This window comes from Pontibacter sp. HSC-36F09 (assembly GCF_024171605.1).
Taxonomy (GTDB): domain Bacteria; phylum Bacteroidota; class Bacteroidia; order Cytophagales; family Hymenobacteraceae; genus Pontibacter.
Genome location: NZ_JALKAA010000004.1, coordinates 339,657 through 355,314, shown reverse-complemented (window position 1 = coordinate 355,314; position 15,658 = coordinate 339,657). Strand labels below are relative to the sequence as shown.

Annotated in this window: 13 protein-coding genes; 7 read left to right on the top strand and 6 right to left on the bottom strand. The window is 49.8% G+C overall.

Features of this window, described 5'->3' with window-relative positions; genetic code table 11:
• Positions 1 to 13: 13 nt before the first annotated feature.
• A complete protein-coding gene (locus L1278_RS14420) occupies positions 14 to 445 on the bottom strand; it encodes a helix-turn-helix domain-containing protein (protein WP_253405628.1) in 432 nt (143 codons plus the stop codon).
• A gap of 116 nt (positions 446 to 561) precedes the next feature.
• On the opposite strand from L1278_RS14420, the gene L1278_RS14415 reads away from it, so the two are divergent.
• From L1278_RS14415 to L1278_RS14400, 4 genes are all read left to right on the top strand, one after another.
• The gene (locus tag L1278_RS14415) at positions 562 to 1,191 is read left to right on the top strand and encodes an NAD(P)H-dependent oxidoreductase (protein WP_253405626.1); all 630 of its coding nucleotides are present in this window, start codon (positions 562 to 564) and stop codon (positions 1,189 to 1,191) included.
• 76 nt (positions 1,192 to 1,267) lie between these two features.
• Entirely contained in the window at positions 1,268 to 1,969 is a 702-nt protein-coding gene (locus L1278_RS14410; protein ID WP_220627846.1) for a DsbA family oxidoreductase, read from the top strand.
• Between the two features lie 23 nt (positions 1,970 to 1,992).
• Positions 1,993 to 3,009 carry an LLM class flavin-dependent oxidoreductase gene (locus L1278_RS14405; RefSeq protein ID WP_220627845.1) on the top strand — a complete coding sequence of 339 codons (1,017 nt, stop codon included), beginning with the start codon at positions 1,993 to 1,995 and terminating at the stop codon, positions 3,007 to 3,009.
• Between the two features lie 214 nt (positions 3,010 to 3,223).
• Positions 3,224 to 3,595 (top strand): GerW family sporulation protein, encoded by a 372-nt coding sequence (locus L1278_RS14400; RefSeq protein ID WP_253405624.1) that lies wholly within the window; start codon positions 3,224 to 3,226, stop codon positions 3,593 to 3,595.
• Positions 3,596 to 3,640: 45 nt separating this feature from the next.
• On the opposite strand, the gene L1278_RS14395 is transcribed toward L1278_RS14400, so the two are convergent.
• Entirely contained in the window at positions 3,641 to 4,261 is a 621-nt protein-coding gene (locus tag L1278_RS14395; RefSeq protein WP_253405622.1) for a hypothetical protein, read from the bottom strand.
• 228 nt (positions 4,262 to 4,489) lie between these two features.
• On the opposite strand from L1278_RS14395, the gene hflK reads away from it, so the two are divergent.
• Both hflK and hflC read left to right on the top strand, forming a co-directional pair.
• A complete protein-coding gene (hflK, locus tag L1278_RS14390) occupies positions 4,490 to 5,473 on the top strand; it encodes an FtsH protease activity modulator HflK (RefSeq protein ID WP_253405620.1) in 984 nt (327 codons plus the stop codon).
• 3 nt (positions 5,474 to 5,476) lie between these two features.
• A complete protein-coding gene (hflC, locus tag L1278_RS14385) occupies positions 5,477 to 6,415 on the top strand; it encodes a protease modulator HflC (RefSeq protein WP_253405617.1) in 939 nt (312 codons plus the stop codon).
• A gap of 402 nt (positions 6,416 to 6,817) precedes the next feature.
• Here hflC and L1278_RS14380 read toward each other — a convergent pair whose 3' ends face one another.
• Both L1278_RS14380 and L1278_RS14375 read right to left on the bottom strand, forming a co-directional pair.
• The gene (locus tag L1278_RS14380) at positions 6,818 to 7,078 is read right to left on the bottom strand and encodes a hypothetical protein (RefSeq protein ID WP_253405606.1); all 261 of its coding nucleotides are present in this window, start codon (positions 7,076 to 7,078) and stop codon (positions 6,818 to 6,820) included.
• Between the two features lie 23 nt (positions 7,079 to 7,101).
• Positions 7,102 to 7,941 (bottom strand): MBL fold metallo-hydrolase, encoded by an 840-nt coding sequence (locus L1278_RS14375; RefSeq protein ID WP_253405604.1) that lies wholly within the window; start codon positions 7,939 to 7,941, stop codon positions 7,102 to 7,104.
• A gap of 502 nt (positions 7,942 to 8,443) precedes the next feature.
• On the opposite strand from L1278_RS14375, the gene L1278_RS14370 reads away from it, so the two are divergent.
• A complete protein-coding gene (locus L1278_RS14370; RefSeq protein ID WP_253405602.1) occupies positions 8,444 to 9,538 on the top strand; it encodes an AhpC/TSA family protein in 1,095 nt (364 codons plus the stop codon).
• A gap of 78 nt (positions 9,539 to 9,616) precedes the next feature.
• Here L1278_RS14370 and L1278_RS14365 read toward each other — a convergent pair whose 3' ends face one another.
• Both L1278_RS14365 and L1278_RS14360 read right to left on the bottom strand, forming a co-directional pair.
• The gene (locus L1278_RS14365; protein ID WP_253405600.1) at positions 9,617 to 14,581 is read right to left on the bottom strand and encodes a DNA repair ATPase; all 4,965 of its coding nucleotides are present in this window, start codon (positions 14,579 to 14,581) and stop codon (positions 9,617 to 9,619) included.
• Positions 14,582 to 14,735: 154 nt separating this feature from the next.
• Positions 14,736 to 15,554, bottom strand: coding sequence for a DUF4393 domain-containing protein (locus tag L1278_RS14360; RefSeq protein ID WP_253405599.1), 819 nt, complete (start codon positions 15,552 to 15,554; stop codon positions 14,736 to 14,738).
• Positions 15,555 to 15,658 lie beyond the last annotated feature (104 nt).

Below are 15,658 nucleotides of genomic sequence, written 5' to 3'. Positions count from 1 at the left end.
GCCACCAAGAATGTCAGGCCTGCATTTCTTTATTTCCATACCTTTCCCGTGCATCCAGAATTTGGTTGATGTTGAGCTTGGCCCAGTCGGCAAGTTGCAAAAGCTGCAGCAATAGCCCCTCTCCCAGCGGCGTCAGGCTGTACTCCACGCGGGGCGGAATCTCAGCGTATACTGCGCGGCTCACCAGGCCGTCTTCTTCCAGCGAGCGGAGCGTGACGGTGAGCATGCGTTGGGAAACGCCATTGATTTGGCTTTTGAGTTCGTTGAAGCGTAGTTTTTCCTCCTTCCCCAGCGTGAGGATGGTATAGATGGACCACTTGTCTCCGAAACGGGCCAGAATATCCTTTATTGGGCAGCAGGACGTAACATCTGCTTTGCTGCACAAAACTTTATCGATCTTTTTCTGGATTGCAAGTCGCTGACTATCAACTATAGTTACTTCCATGTTACTAGGTGCGGCTAAAGTGCCTGCTTGACAGGTACAAATTTAACAAATACCTTTGAGTTACTAAAAGTAACCTAGTTATGAAACATTACTGGGTTTTTAACTGTTGTATAGACATGAATATCCTAGAAACTTTGCAGTGGCGCTATGCCGCCAAGCGCATGAACGGCCAGCGCGTGCCGTCCGATAAAGTAGAACGTATTTTAGAGGCCATCCGATTGGCTCCCTCATCCATGGGTCTGCAGCCTTACTCAGTGCTGTTGATTGAGGACGAAGAACTGAAAAAGCAGATCAGATCAGTTGCTTACAATCAGCCACAGATCGAGGAAAGCTCTCACTTGCTGGTATTTGCCGCCTGGGACAATGTCACCACTGCGCATATCGACGAGTTCATTTCGCATACCGCTTCAGAGCGCAACATGCCTGTCGAGAACCTGCAGGACTTTAAAAACACCTTGTTAGGTACAGCCAAAGGCAATACACAGGAGCAGAATTTCAACTGGGCTGCACGCCAGGCATACATCGCTTTTGGGGTGGGACTGGTAGCTGCTGCCACCGAAAAAGTGGACGCCACCCCGATGGAGGGTTTTGATGCCGCTGCGCTGGACAAACTGCTCAATCTGCCTGAAAAGGGCCTGAGAAGCGTTACCCTGATGCCGCTTGGTTACCGCGACACCGCCAACGACTGGCTGGTAAAACTGCCGAAAGTAAGACGCCAGAAAGAAAAATTCGTACTGGAAGCATAAGCTTCAGCACAGCATGTTTCAGCCGGCGGCTGCCTCAATCGGGTAGCCGCCGGCTTACGCATTTAAATTAATGACCATGACAAAGCAGAAAATCAAAATAGACATCTTTTCCGACATTAACTGCCCCTGGTGCTACGTGGGCGAGCGTAGACTCGACAAAGCGCTGCAGCAGGTAGGAGACCAATACGAAGCCGAGATTAGTTTCAAAGCTTTTGAGCTTAACCCGAATATCCCACAGGATGGCCTGGGCCGCCTCGACTACTTTAAGGGCAACTACGGCGAGCAAATTGTGGCACAGGTGCCGGCAATGGACCAGCGCATGACCGAGGCCGGTGCTGAGGAAGGTATACAGTTCAACTTTTCGGAAGGTATGACGGTGAACAACACCTTTAATGGTCACCGCCTGATCTGGCTGGCTGGCCAGTACGGTGTGCAGCACGAAGTAGCGAGTGCGTTGTTCAAAGCGTATTTTACTGACAACCTCCAGATGAACGACACGGCGGTACTCAAGGAAATAGGGACAACGCAAGGTATACCGGCTGAGCGTTTAGAGAACTTTTTTGAAGGCGAAGAAGGCAAACTGGAAGTACGCCAGATGGAAGATTTTGCCCAGTCCGCAGGTATAACCGGGGTGCCCGCCTTTGTAATCAACGACCAATACCTGGTGAGCGGTGCCCAGCCTGCCGAAACTTTCCTGAATGTATTCAAGCAAGTAGCGCCTACCATCCAGAAGCTCGACATCGAAGGCAACAGATGCGAAGTGGGGGGTGTGTGCTAATCAAGGACAAACAAAACATAACCATGGCAGATAAAAAGCTAAGCGATATCAAACTCTCCGTACTCGACCTGGTGCCGATCCGCACCGGCAAAAGCATCCACGACTCCTTTCACCACAGTCTGGAATTGGCACGCCACGTCGAGCAGCTGGGCTATACCCGTTACTGGCTGGCGGAGCACCACAACATGCCCGGTATTGCCAGCTCCGCAACGGTCGTACTGATCGGTTACATTGCCGGTGGTACATCTACTTTGAGGGTAGGCTCCGGTGGTATCATGCTGCCCAATCATGCCCCGCTGGTAGTAGCAGAGCAGTTTGGCACACTTGAGAGCCTGTACCCCGGCCGCATAGACCTTGGGCTGGGCCGTGCGCCCGGCACCGACCAGGTAACAGCCTACGCCCTTCGCCGCGACCTGCAGGGCAATGTGGAAGATTTCCCGAACAATGTGGCTGAGTTAAAGCAGTACCTGAGCAAAGAAAACAGCACAGCCAAGGTGCGCGCTATACCTGGCGAGGGCCTCGATATACCTGTCTGGATTCTGGGCTCGAGCACTTTTGGGGCACAGCTGGCCGGTATCATGGGCTTGCCTTATGCTTTTGCCAGTCACTTCGCCCCTGCCGCCCTGCACCATGCTCTCAAGGTATACCGCGACAGTTTCAGGCCGTCTGAGCAGCTGCAGGAGCCTTACGCCATGGCCTGCGTGAACGTGGTGGCCGCTGACACAGACGCGGAGGCAAATCATCTGGCAACTTCTCTTTACCAGTCCTTCCTGAACGTGATACAGGGCAAAGCCTTGCCAATGCAGCCACCCGTGGAAAGTATGAAGGACCGTTGGAGTCTGCAAGAGGAGTATGCGGTGAAGCAAATGTTGCGCTACAGTTTTGTGGGCAGCAAGAAATCGGTGCAGGAAGAACTGGAAGCCTTCGTGGAGGAAACACAGGTGGATGAGCTGATGATCTCAACGGGCATTTTTGATCCGGAGAAGCGACAGCATTCTTATACCTTGCTTTCAGAAATTACAGCTCTCCAGGGAAAATAGTATTAGTAAAACGGCCTGGTATTGTATACCTGGTCCGCTCTCAAAAACAGACCCGAAGCGATGTACGGGTCTGTTTTTTTATACCTATACCTTCCCGTAAGTATTGCCTACCCCGTATACACTGCCGCTCTCCGGCTTTTCTGAATCGATTCGGTTCCATCACGTACAACTAACTTATCAGGACATCATTTCTAAACACATCAAACTTTAGCACATGGAAGAGGTAGCAAAGAAAGATCAGAACAGTTTTATTGAGCGTCTGGCGCAGCGGCTGGGTATATCAGCAAATGCCAGCACGATTTACGGTGAGCCGGTGGAGCGGGACGGCGTTACGGTTATACCTGCGGCCAAGGCCATGTATGGTTTTGGTGGTGGCAGTGGCTCCAAAGCGGGCGAAGAAGGAATAGGCGGCGGCGGTGGCGTGGCCATTAAACCGGTGGGTTATATCGAAATAAAAGACGGTAACACAAAGTTCAGATCTATCCCGGATCCGGAAAGAGTCATCAAAATAATTGGTGTGAGTGGTGTAATGGCCTTTATCCTGTTAAGAACAGTTAACAAACTGGTTAACAAGCGAAAACACTGATCAGTTAACGGTGGTTAACCAGTCTGCACAGGTATAAGAAAACCGTTACTGCTTACTGTCCCCCGCTTTGGCTCTAGGCGGGTTGATCATGATGTGCGCCCCATGTGTGCCCGGATGCATGATCCAGGGCATGGCAACCGCACCCTGGTCTGGTTTGATCGGAAGGCCAGTGCTCTCGGCAGTCGCCCAGGGAATGTAAACTACGTAGCGCAGATAGCCATCGGCCACTTCACCGGTGCGAACGTTCACCTGCTCCTCCGGTGCACTGTACACGAAGAGCGAAGTCGGCTGCTTGGGTAAAGTCAGCTTTCCACTTTTGGCTTCTTTCTCGCGGGTCCCGAAAATATCATTGGCACTCATACCTTGCTTGCGCAGTTCACGGCCACGGGCCATAAAAGGCTCTAGATCGCGGTGGTAGCACGACACCGAAAAGCCTGGCTGGCTTGGGTCGTCGGCCAGGCAGATTAGTTCATTCGTACCTTTGCGCAACGTCACTACCTCCCCTTTCTGATTATAACCCAGCACGGTGGCACCTTCCCGCTTGTCGGCAGGGGCAGCCAGCACGGCAGTCTTTATCTGATTCTCAGCAGCAGGTATAGTCGTATTTTGAGCTTGGGCGCTATACGCTAACAACAGGGCGAAAACACAAGTGAAAAATTGCTTCATATCGTTACGGGGCTAAGTGAAAATGACAAAATAAAAGCTACCTGTTCAATTTTACCCTGTACGAAGAAAACCAGGAAAAAGCTTAGAACTCCCTTACAGCTAAGGCTCAACAAGCTACCTATACCTGCGCACGGGCACCTTGAATCCAGTCAGCTATACCTATCAAGACATTAACATATTAAGATATTTTAGTTATCTTAACGCTATCAACTAATCGAAGCATTGCCCATGGCCGAGCCGAATTACCGACTACAGCATTACATGTTTCTGCTCAGCAAGCACTTCCGCAAAATTTTACTTGGACTGTTTTTGCTGATCATTTTGCTTACTTCCGTCAAGACGGTGGGCCCTGAAGAAGAAGGCGTGGTGATGTACGTAGGCCACTACGACCGCACGGTACAGCCCGGCCTGAACTTCATTTTACCTTTCGGGATAGAAGAAATGCAGAAGATTCCGGTACAGCGCCAGCTCAAGCAGGAGTTTGGTTTTAGAACGACGGATTTAGAGCGAAACACCCAGTACTCGAAAGCAGATTTCAACGACGAGTCGCTGATGCTGACTGGCGACCTGAACCTGGCGAATGTAGAATGGGTGGTACAGTACCGGATCGTGAACTCTTACAACTACCTGTTCAAGGTGCGCGACGCCGAGAAAGCCCTGCGTGATATGTCGGAGTCGGCAATGCGTAAAATTGTAGGTGACCGCACCGTGAACGAAGTCCTCACCGTGGGTCGTCAGGAGGTGGCCACCAGCATGGAAGAACTGCTACAGCAAATGTGCGATGAATATGAAAATGGTATTCGCATCGACCAGGTGGTACTGCAGGACGTGAATCCTCCGGAAACGGTGAAACCGTCTTTCAACGCCGTTAACCAAGCCCAGCAGGAGCGCGAAACCCTCATCAACCAGGCGGAGTCGGAGTATAACCGCATTATTCCGCGTGCGCGTGGCGAGGCCGATGAAACGGTTCAGTTGGCCGAGGCTTATGCGCTGACGCGTGTCAACGTGGCTACGGGTGAGGCTGCCCGTTTCAACTCGCTTTTCGAAGAGTATGTGAAAGCCCCTGAGGTAACCAAGAAACGTCTATACCTGGAAACGATGGAACGTATCCTACCAAAAATTGGTGGAAAAGTGATCGTAGACGAACGTGGCAACAACGTGCTGCCCCTCCTAAACCTGGATCAAAACAAAACACAAACGCAAACGAAATAGCCTGTGAAAACCCCAAAGATACTATCGCTTTTAGCCGCTGTGTTGCTACTTACCCTGCTTTTCACCAGCGTATTTGTGCTCGACGAAACCAAGCAGGCCATCGTCACTCAGTTTGGCAAGCCCGTAGGCAAACCACTCACCCAGCCGGGCCTACACTTCAAAATCCCGATCGTACAAAAGGTGCAGTTCTTTGATAAGCGTTACCTTGAGTGGGATGGTGATGCTAATCAGGTACCTACCAAGGACAAGAAGTTTATCTTCGTGGATTCCTATGCCCGCTGGCAGATCACCAATCCGCTGCAGTTCTTCATCCGTCTGCGTGACGAGCGTTCCGGCCAGTCACGCCTCGACGACATACTGGACGGCGAGACCCGCAACGCCATTGCCAGCCACGACCTGCTCGACATCGTGCGCTCCACCAACCGCGAGCCCGAGGTATCGGACGAGGTAATGGAAGACCTGGAAAACCTGGATAAGATCACAGTCGGCCGTGACAAGATTGAGGCGCTGATTCTGAAACGAGCCAACGAACGTACCTCAGACCTGGGTGTGCAGATCCTGGATTTCCGCTTTAAGCGCATGAACTATGTGGACGAAGTGCGTAACCGGGTATACGACCGCATGATCAGTGAGCGTAACCGGATCGCCGACCAGTTCCGTTCCGAAGGCCAGGGCGAGGCCCGCAAGATACAGGGTAACAAAGAGCGTGACCTGGCTCAGATCACTTCCCAGGCCACCCGCGAAGCCGAGGTGATCCGCGGTAAAGCCGACGCGCAGGCAACATCTATCTACGCTTCCGCCTACAACCGCAACGCACAGGCTCGCGAACTCTATTCCTTCCTTCGCTCTATGGAGACGCTTGAGAAATCTTTTGATGACAAGACGAGTGTTATTCTGTCTACTGACTCGGAATTGTATAAGTATCTGAAGCGGGCGAACTAAGGAAGTTTAAGAGCTGAGGAGTTTTGGAGTTTGAAAGCTGTGATAGAGCGATGCTATACCCAACGTCGTATCCATTCGGTGACTTAACACTGGCTTTTGCGGACATCCATGTCCGCAAGCATTTCTGCAGGGGACATCCTTGTCCCCGTAAACCTGCAAAACCTACTCACGGGGATTAGGAAATCCCCTACAGTTTGCTTCAGGATTGATAAATCCCGAAGAGCAGTTTGGAAGAGCTTTTTATATAAAGTGGCTAACTGTAGGGACAGGTCGCGACCTGTCCGAATCGTGCATAAGGATTTTTTGCTAACGTTCGTAGGTATAGGCTGATATGAAATATCTGATTATTGACAACACAGGTATACTACACAACTTAGTAGGCAAGGCTTGAAGGCTCACATTTCACTTCTTTTTTCTTCTCCACCCACCCTCAAAAAAACGCCTGATTTTGCTGAAGGGCGAAAGGCAGTGGTAGGCAACGTAAAAGAAAATTAAACTCACTAAAATTAATAAATGTCCGCCATAGCCTGAAGCAGAAAGTGTTTTGCCATGGACACCAACCGCCACCAAATCATTTACGATCATCCATATACCACTTCCTAATAAGACAATGGCAGCGATTAAAAAATTGATAAAATCGCGCTTACTTGTTTTAAATTTCATTGTGCAGGCATATAAAGCAGAGGCTAAAACAGCGACAATTGCTCCCCGGCCGGTGTGATATCCGCCACAGACAAGGTGCTTCCGAAAATATCGCCCTGACAGCTAATGTTATACACGGGGGTCTCTTCAAATCGGGAGGCAACTACTATTTCAGTACCATCGGCACAGGTCTCGAACAAACTCTTCGCCAGTTTCGGGCAGTTATTGTCTTTGGAGAGGTGCGACAGGAACACATGGCTCATGAAGGCCGGCTTGTGAGCCACAAACAGCTCTAGTGCCTGCTTGTTGGACATGTGTCCATGGTTGCTGCTAATGCGTCGTTTAAGATAATAAGGGTAGTAACTCTGCTCCAGCATACCCTCGTCGTAATTCGTTTCCAGGAAAGCCGCATGGCACTGCTGGAAATGCCGGATGACGTGATCGCATGGGGCACCAATATCCGTAAACACACCAATCTTCACGCCATTACCTTCCACCACAAAACTGTGCGGGTCAGCCGCGTCATGAAACTTCGGGAATCCGGTAACGGACAAGCCACCGATCTGCACCGGCTCGTATCCAGTAAAGGACACTACCTCTACCCCACTCAGGTCCATGCGGGAACGGTACAAGGTACTGGTTGTAATGTAAACCGGCAATTTGTACTTACGCGCCAGCACCGGTATGCCTTTGATGTGATCGGAGTGCTCGTGCGACACAAAAATAGCCTTCACCTTGCGCATGGACAGACCTAGGCGGCGCATACGCATTTCGGTCTCGCGGCACGAAATGCCGGCATCTACCAGCACGGCTTCCTGCTCGTTGCCGATGTAGTAACAGTTGCCGTTGCTGCCGGAATTTAATGAGGTGATGGCTAATTGCATAGAAGTACAAAGGTCGGGTTTTTAAAGGGATAAGTCAACTCGCTGAAGTTCCAAAAATTTGATTTTTATACCCTGTTATAAGGGAGTACAAAAATATCCAGTCTACTTATACCAACCGCATAAGCAAAACCAAGTGTTACTGATTACTTCTTATGATTAATTTCTGAGAGAATGAATCGGGTTAAAAACGAAGCTATACCTGAATTCATTTGCATGGATGGATAATTATTGTATTTTTGATATATTAAAACTTTAAAAAGCGTATTCACTTTCCGTTAAAGATTAAGAGTAAGAAAGCCTATGCCTGAATTAAAAGTTCAGGTGTTGCATGACTTTCTCTAAAATACCCCCTTTATCAGCAAAAGGAGAACGAGGAGTAAACTGCCTGGCCTAATATGGCAGCTATACCTGGATGGAGCGGCATGCTGAATCTTTCACGATGACAACCCAACCTTCGGGTTTGATCAATGCATTTGTATTTCTCAGCAAAACCCTCATCTATATGAAAAAGCTTCTCATCCTTTTTATTGTTTTTGCATTGCCTATGGCAGCATTTGCACAAACGAAACAGTGTATCATCAAGGGGAGGCTGAGTTCAGGCCTAACCGACACGCTCCGGGTAGTATCCATCTCTAAAAGTTACCCTCTGTCACAAAATGTGCTCATGAAAAACGGGGAGTTTTCATTCACGCTTCCTGTTGATGAGCCTTACATGGTCAGCATAGGAGATGATCATACCGGGGGAAAGGTCTTCTTTGTAGAGCCCGGAACCATTTTTTTCAACGGGGTTAAGAAGCTACATGAGGCAAAAATTCACTCGTCTGCTCCCAACAGCCTGAATAACCAACTCGCTGATTTAGAGATGCGAATCACGCATGCCAACGGAGGTAGTATCCCTGCCATTCAGGATAGCCTTGCGGCTGCCATGAAACGAAAAGATATGGTGAGAGCGGAGGAGTTAAAGGAGCGAATAGCGAAGGGTGAGGCATTAATGAAAACAGAAATCATATCCTTTATCAGGCAGCACCCAACTTCCTATGCAAGCGCCTTTCTTTTGCCTGCCATTTACAATAAAGAGAACCCGGAGGAATCTTTGGCTCTGTTCAGATCGCTGAGCCCCGAAGTGCAAACCTCTGACATGGGACAGCAATTTATGAGTCTGACGGTCCCTAAGAATACGATTGCCGTCGGATCCAAAGTCCCGGCCTTTGCCCTTGACCACAACACCCGGAAACTCACGCTTGATCAGTTTAGAGGCAAGGTGGTGCTGCTGGAGTTTTGGGCGAGCTGGTGTGCACCCTGTTTAAAAGAAATGCCTGAACTCATCAAAATCGCGGATAGCCACAAGCAAAAGGGATTCGAGGTGCTGGCTATTTCGCTCGATGTGGACGATGAGAAAATGCGGAAAGCCATGGACAAGTACCAGATGCCTTTTATTCATTATACTGACTTGAAAGGCTGGTACAGCCATTTAGCTGAGAAGTACAATGTAAATGCTATACCTTATAATTTCCTGATAGATCAGGAAGGTAACATTGCGGCCATTAATGTGAAAGGCGCCGAACTCTCTGAGAAACTGGCTAGTCTGTTGAAGTAAGTAACCGACCATATAAGATAAAAAAGCCCCTGCAGTAGCTATACCTGCAGGGGCTGCTTATTTGGCTAATGCTATACCTTAAATCTCTTCGGCTTCCAATCTGCTCGGCTTAAACTGACTGAGCACATCCTTTATACCTGCCAGTCCGCCGGAGATGTTTTCCATTTCGGAAAGCACCTGCCCTACCTGGTTGTTGCCACCAAAGCCTTTGAGCTTGTTGTTGCGCACGAACGTGGCTTTAATGTCTTCCCAGCGCTGCGCCTCTGCCTCGGTCATGATGCCGATGAGCTGCTTGAACTTGAGCATGTTGGCTTCGGCACCGGAAGTGAGCGTCTGCGACTCGGCTTCGTAGTGCGACAGGATCAGCGTCTGCAGTTCCTGGTCATTCATGATCGGCATGACTTTTTCGGCCAGCTTGTTCATGTTGCGGTAAGAGCCTTGCAGCTTAAAGGCCGGCTCTGTGCGGTACTCCTCTGCCTGCGCCGCTGATCGGATGTACTCCAGGTTCACCTTCAGGATCACATCCTGAATCTTGAGCAGCTTTTTCAGCACCAGCACATACTCGTTCAATTCGGCTGCCAAGTGGTTACCTTCAAACTCCAGCCCTTCGCTGTTGCCGCTATCAGCCAGCTGAATCAGCGCGTAAATATCTTTCTGACTCTTTGCCGTCAGCTTTGCCAACACCGTGTTGGAGGTCAGGGAGTTTTCGATGTAGCTCAGTTTGAACACGTCTTCGGTATCGCCGATGATGTCACCCAAATTGTAGATGTCGGCACGGTTAGCAAGCATGTCCGGGATGCGGAACTTCTCTCCTGTTTCGGTGTAGGGGTTGCCGGCCATCACCACGCATACCTTCTTACCCCGGAAATCATAGGTTTTGCTGCGGCCTTTGTACACGCCTTCGATCTTGCGCTGGGCATCGCAAAGGGAGATGAATTTCTGCAAAAACTCGGGATTACAGTGCTGGATGTCGTCGAGGTAGATCATCACGTTGTCACCCATCTCAAAGGAAAGGTTCAGCTTCTCCAGCTCTTCGCGGGCAGCGGCATTGGGCGCCTCCTTCGGGTCCAGCGCTGTTACCTGGTGCCCGATAGCCGGACCGTTGATCTTCATAAAGATAATGCCCAGGCGGTTAGCAATGTACTCCATTATGGTCGTCTTACCATAGCCCGGCGGAGAAAGCAGGAGTAGCATTCCCATCAGGTCGGTGCGCTTGGCCTCCCCTGCCGTGCCGATCTGCTTGGCCAGGTTGGCGCCGATCAGCGGCAGGTATACCTGGTCGATCAGTTTGTTACGCACAAAGGAAGACAGCACCCGCGGCTTAAATTCGTTCAGGCGAAGCGCCTGCTCGGCCTGCTGCGTCATGTTCTTTTTGAGCTCCGTGAAAGCTGTAAAGGCCGTAGCAGTGCTGCTGGTATAGTCGCGGAGGCGGTGCAGAAACTGGTGATAGTTCAGTTGGTAGCTTTGGCCCTGTACCTGCTGGTGCGCGCCCTGCATACCTTGCAGATTTTCTTTCAGCACCGTGTGCACAACCTGTAACGGGTTGTAGCTGTCGGTGAGCAAGAGTGTCGCCACTTCGGCCACAAACTCGGCCTTGTCATGCTGACCCGCCTGCGCGATGTAAGCCTTCAGCCAGTGCTGAATCAGTTCGAACTGGTGCGCCACATTTTCCTGCAGCGCCTTCACCGAATCTTCAAACCGATCCAGCACCTTGCGCTCCGTCAGGAAATGCTTGAAGCCAACATAAAGCACGTCGGCCTGACTGTCGATAACAAACTGGTTGCCTCGGGTGAGCTCATAGAACAGGTAAGCGCCAGCCTCGGCGGCACTGGCTTCTTTGCAGAGTCCCGTCTCCTGCTGGAAGGTATAGAGTTCCTGCTGCAGATCGGCTTTCACATCATCAAACTCGTGTGTGTCGGGGAAGACCTGCAGGATGGCGCTTATACCCTGGAGCTGGTGATGGAGCGTTTTCTTTTTGGCTTCCGGCAAAAACACCTGCCAGTATAGCTGCGCACAGGCCCGGTCGATGGAGGTATAGCGCAACAGATCGGCTGTTTTAATCAGGCGAATCAGGGCTCCTAAAATAAGGGCCGCGTCGTGATCATGCACACCTTTCATGTAACCTTCGTTGAAGCGCACGGCCATGAATTTGTTCACATATTCCGTCAGCTCTGCCTCCGTGAGTTTGTGCAGTTCATCAATGCTTAGGTATAGCAGACTGTTATCCGTTTGCTGACCAGCTATACCTTTGTCCTGCGCCGCTTCCAGCACTTTAAAGGCCAGGTACTCGGCACGGTATACCTGGTGGTTTTCCGACACCAGCGTCTGCTCCCACACCGGACGGTAGCTCAAAAACTGGTCATCAGTGATCTTCTCAAAAAAGTTGGTGCCGGTAAGGTGGTAGTACATGGCGTCATCGCGGTGCACCACGCTCAGTTCCAGCGGCTGCGTATTTACCGTAAACTGATGTTTGCCGAACTTGAGTATGTTGGCGCCCTCTACAAACAGTTCCTGCTTATCCTTGAGCTGACGCACAGCGTCTTCCTTTAGGGTTTTAAGGCGACTCTGGATGGTGTCAGCCTTCACGGTGTCGCCAATCTTGAGCAATTCCTCCACCGTACTCCGCACCTTCTCAATCATGAGGTCGGAGGCGAAGTAGCCGTTGATTTCGTTTATCGAAGTTAGTTTTCCGGCGCGATTTTGCACCGCTTTCAGGATGCGGTCGGCGGCTTGCTGCAGACTGTTGGCTCGTTTGTTCTGCGCCTCCTGCAGCTGCACCTTCTTCGATTCGAAAGCACTGTAGATTTCCTCCCGCTTGACCGTGAGCTGCTCAATGAACTCATCGAAATCCGGGAATCTGCCTTCCAATTCCTCCAGCTGCACCATCAGTTTAGCCAGGTATTCTTCACACTTCTGCGGCGAGTCTGATACATCAAGGTAATTCACTACACTCTGGCTGATCAGCTTGATCTGTGAGTTAAATTCGGCCTTACCTTCCTGACTCAAAAGTTCTTTGCGCTTGCGGCGCAGCGTGGCTTTGGTCTGGTTGAAGGTGGCATAAATGGCCGAAATGGTGTCGATGATGCGGGTGGTCTGGGTGGCATCTTCGATCTTGAGGTTACTCACCACATCTATCAGCATTTCCAGCTCCGCCGATACCGCCGCAATCTCTTTGTCGGTCGCATCGGCCTCCACTACCTTCGCTATACCTTCGATCGCGGTATTGATCTCCTTTACCTTCTTCTCGTAAGGCGCCAGTGCGTTGGGCTGCAACAGAAACTCAACCGCTCCGTTGGCTGTTTCCTGCGCAAATTGCTGCAGTTGCGCCTCGTACTTCTCGATGGTCGGCAGGTCGGTGTAGCGCAACTCTTTAAGCGAAATCACTTCACCGCGTATACCGCGTAGGTCGGCCAAATACTTCACATAATCGTTGATGCTTTCGGCCTTTTTGTGCTTCAGCGTCTGGATCAGCGCATCGGCTTGCCCCAGCACCTGACTGATCTGCGCCTGCGTGTTTTTCTTGATGCTGAGCACCTTCTCGTACTCCTCCACGGCCGCCGTAGCCGTCTGCCGGATAGCCGCAAGCGGGGCCGCCAGGTTGTAAGTTTCCGCACGGTTGAGCCAGTGGTAGGAGTCCAGCACATCCGTCGTTTTCTTGATCAGATCCAAGTATAGATTGGCGTATGAATCGTCTTTGTGGAGCAAGGAAAGCACCTCGTTGCTCTCCGCCATCGCCCGTACAATATCCTTGTTACCGATCTTATAGAGGTAAGACTCCTGTGTGACAGGTATAACGAAGTTCGGTCCGATGTAGGGCGTCTGCCAGATCTGGATGGCGTGGTGCTTCTGCGCCTCTTCATCCGCCCGGAAATAACACAGCTCCCCGTTCTCGTAAATGGCATAGCCGTGGCACACGATCGGCGTTTCGATCTGCTGCGTGATCAGGTTGTAGGACAGCAGGAGGTATACGCTTGACTCCTTGTTGTAGAACACATACAGGAAATCCTCGCCGTTCGGGGAAGCAATGCGCTTCTCGAAGAGCATGTCCTGTAGGTTGTTGTCGAAAGCTTTGAACTCACCCGTCTGCAGGTAGTAGCCATAGGCGTAGATAATGCCCTGTCCGTCCGGCAACAGCACACAGCTGTGCTCCAGCGCGTCGATGCGGCGGGCTTCCTGCAGCTTGGAGTTGTAAACGAAATAGCGGTAGTTATTCTCGCGGTATGGCCGGATCTTCAGGATGATGATATTGCCAACCACGGCGTAGTAGATTTCCGAATCATCCAGCGTCTGGTCTTTGTCCTCGACTTCTTCGGAATAAATGCCACGACCGGAGTCAGTGTTGTCTTCTACTTTAATGGTCAGATCACCGCCGACCGTCTCCACAAACACCTTGTCCTCGATGGACACGTGCGGGTGCTTGCCTTTGCGCTGTGCCTCTCGGGTGGTGCGTTTCCAGCTGAAGTCGTGCTGGTTGGGGAACACGTACTCGTGATCGCTGCGGTTATCGATGTAGGTGATCGTGTCGCCTTTGAGCAACCACTTAAAGGTCTTGATATCGTTCAGGCCTTTGCCCACCCGGAACACCATGTAGAGGTAGTTGCCGATGTGCGCGAACTTGACGAACTGGGTATTCTTGTAGTATTTGTAGAGTTTCTGGAAATCGTCCTGAAAGGTCTTGACCTGCAGCACATCCAGCGACTGCTGATGAAAGCTGTGGCCTTCGTAAGTATAGACACCAAACACATCCGACAGCTCCACTTCCGACTTGAGGCCCAGGTACACGTTGTAGCCAAAAAGCAAGGTATAGCCCACCGGCACCATGTCCCAGGGCACACAGTTATTTTCGGTGGTAATGCGCTCGGTCGTGATCAGTTGCGTCTCAATGGCACCAAACACGCTCTTCCGCTCCTGGTTCAGCTGTTCCAGTTGCGCACGCAGTTCGGCCCCGCTTTTTTGCAGACGGTTCCGTAAGATTTCATAGGTACCACCCTCTAACTGCACGTTTTCGGCAGTGGCAATGGTGGTGGTATTGGTATCTTCCATGTAGGTGGAGGATTAAAAATTGAAGATGGGTAAGTCTGATGGCGCCTAGTTAGGTGCCATTATTTTCATAGCTTAATCTGCACTAATGGTTTTCATTAACTTATAGGTGGTACATGTGATACTAATGCTTTTACTCTTTATTGTGATAAACTAACTACTTACTTATGACAACATTCTGAATGAATTGCTTTCCGTAAGAAGTTGGTCTTATAAGCCCTCTTTTAAAGTCGATATCATAATTATCGCTCACAATTTCACTTTTTAATTGTGCTAATTCTTCATCAATTTCTAAAGGCTCATATGTATTAGGTGCTGTCATAGATAAACCCGATGGTGATTCAAGAATACCTAATCTACACAGATTGTCCAAGTAGGAAGGCAGCATAGTTACTTGACTGACTGTAACAGCTTTGTGCAAATGTGAATATTTAGGATATTTGAGTATAAACCCTCCATTTTCATCTTTAGACTTTGCGTTAATATTTATTATTGGATAAACAGATTTATCCACAAATGCAGATAATAAGACTGCTTCGTCTGAAGTGAGATTTTTGATTATTTCAACATATCCAGGATGCGCACTGTGGATTGTTGCTTTATCCATGGCAGTTGCTAAAAGGTTTGCAAAAAGTTCTCTTAGGTTTTCATCATGTCCGGAATACTTTAAGGCTTCTATCGCTGGTCCCGCTACTTGTGGAGGAGGAGTAACGATATTTTCTTCAGGCACTTTACTTAGTTTTTCAGCAACTCTGTTAGATACAAATTGTTCTATCTGCTCATATCCCCAAACTAAAACCTTTATTGGAGCTAATGCAATGTTAACAGTCTTAGTGATTGTTTCTAGAGATTTACCTATTTGTTGGGCAGATGGCTGAATTGCATCTTGGTAAATTGGTATTGCCTTTACTAAACCTGTAGCAGCTTCAATAGTGGATTTAACATTTGAATCTGGTTTTGATAATTCGTTACTCATAGGATATATTTATATACACAAATGCATTGAAAGGAAAACGTTTTTAGGCTTCAGAATTCATCCATGACTCTTGATCTATAATTTAAATTCATCATAGATAATAC

Bases quoted from the DNA above. Each gene is read 5' to 3' on its own strand.
- L1278_RS14420 (WP_253405628.1), bottom strand. From the start codon at position 445: ATGGAAGTAACTATAGTTGATAGTCAGCGACTTGCAATCCAGAAAAAG.
- L1278_RS14405 (WP_220627845.1), top strand. From the start codon at position 1,993: ATGGCAGATAAAAAGCTAAGCGATATCAAACTCTCCGTACTCGACCTG.
- L1278_RS14380 (WP_253405606.1), bottom strand. From the start codon at position 7,078: ATGAAATTTAAAACAAGTAAGCGCGATTTTATCAATTTTTTAATCGCT.
- L1278_RS14410 (WP_220627846.1), top strand. From the start codon at position 1,268: ATGACAAAGCAGAAAATCAAAATAGACATCTTTTCCGACATTAACTGC.
- L1278_RS14415 (WP_253405626.1), top strand. From the start codon at position 562: ATGAATATCCTAGAAACTTTGCAGTGGCGCTATGCCGCCAAGCGCATG.
- L1278_RS14375 (WP_253405604.1), bottom strand. From the start codon at position 7,941: ATGCAATTAGCCATCACCTCATTAAATTCCGGCAGCAACGGCAACTGT.
- hflK (WP_253405620.1), top strand. From the start codon at position 4,490: ATGGCCGAGCCGAATTACCGACTACAGCATTACATGTTTCTGCTCAGC.
- L1278_RS14365 (WP_253405600.1), bottom strand. From the start codon at position 14,581: ATGGAAGATACCAATACCACCACCATTGCCACTGCCGAAAACGTGCAG.
- L1278_RS14370 (WP_253405602.1), top strand. From the start codon at position 8,444: ATGAAAAAGCTTCTCATCCTTTTTATTGTTTTTGCATTGCCTATGGCA.
- L1278_RS14360 (WP_253405599.1), bottom strand. From the start codon at position 15,554: ATGAGTAACGAATTATCAAAACCAGATTCAAATGTTAAATCCACTATT.
- L1278_RS14395 (WP_253405622.1), bottom strand. From the start codon at position 4,261: ATGAAGCAATTTTTCACTTGTGTTTTCGCCCTGTTGTTAGCGTATAGC.
- L1278_RS14400 (WP_253405624.1), top strand. From the start codon at position 3,224: ATGGAAGAGGTAGCAAAGAAAGATCAGAACAGTTTTATTGAGCGTCTG.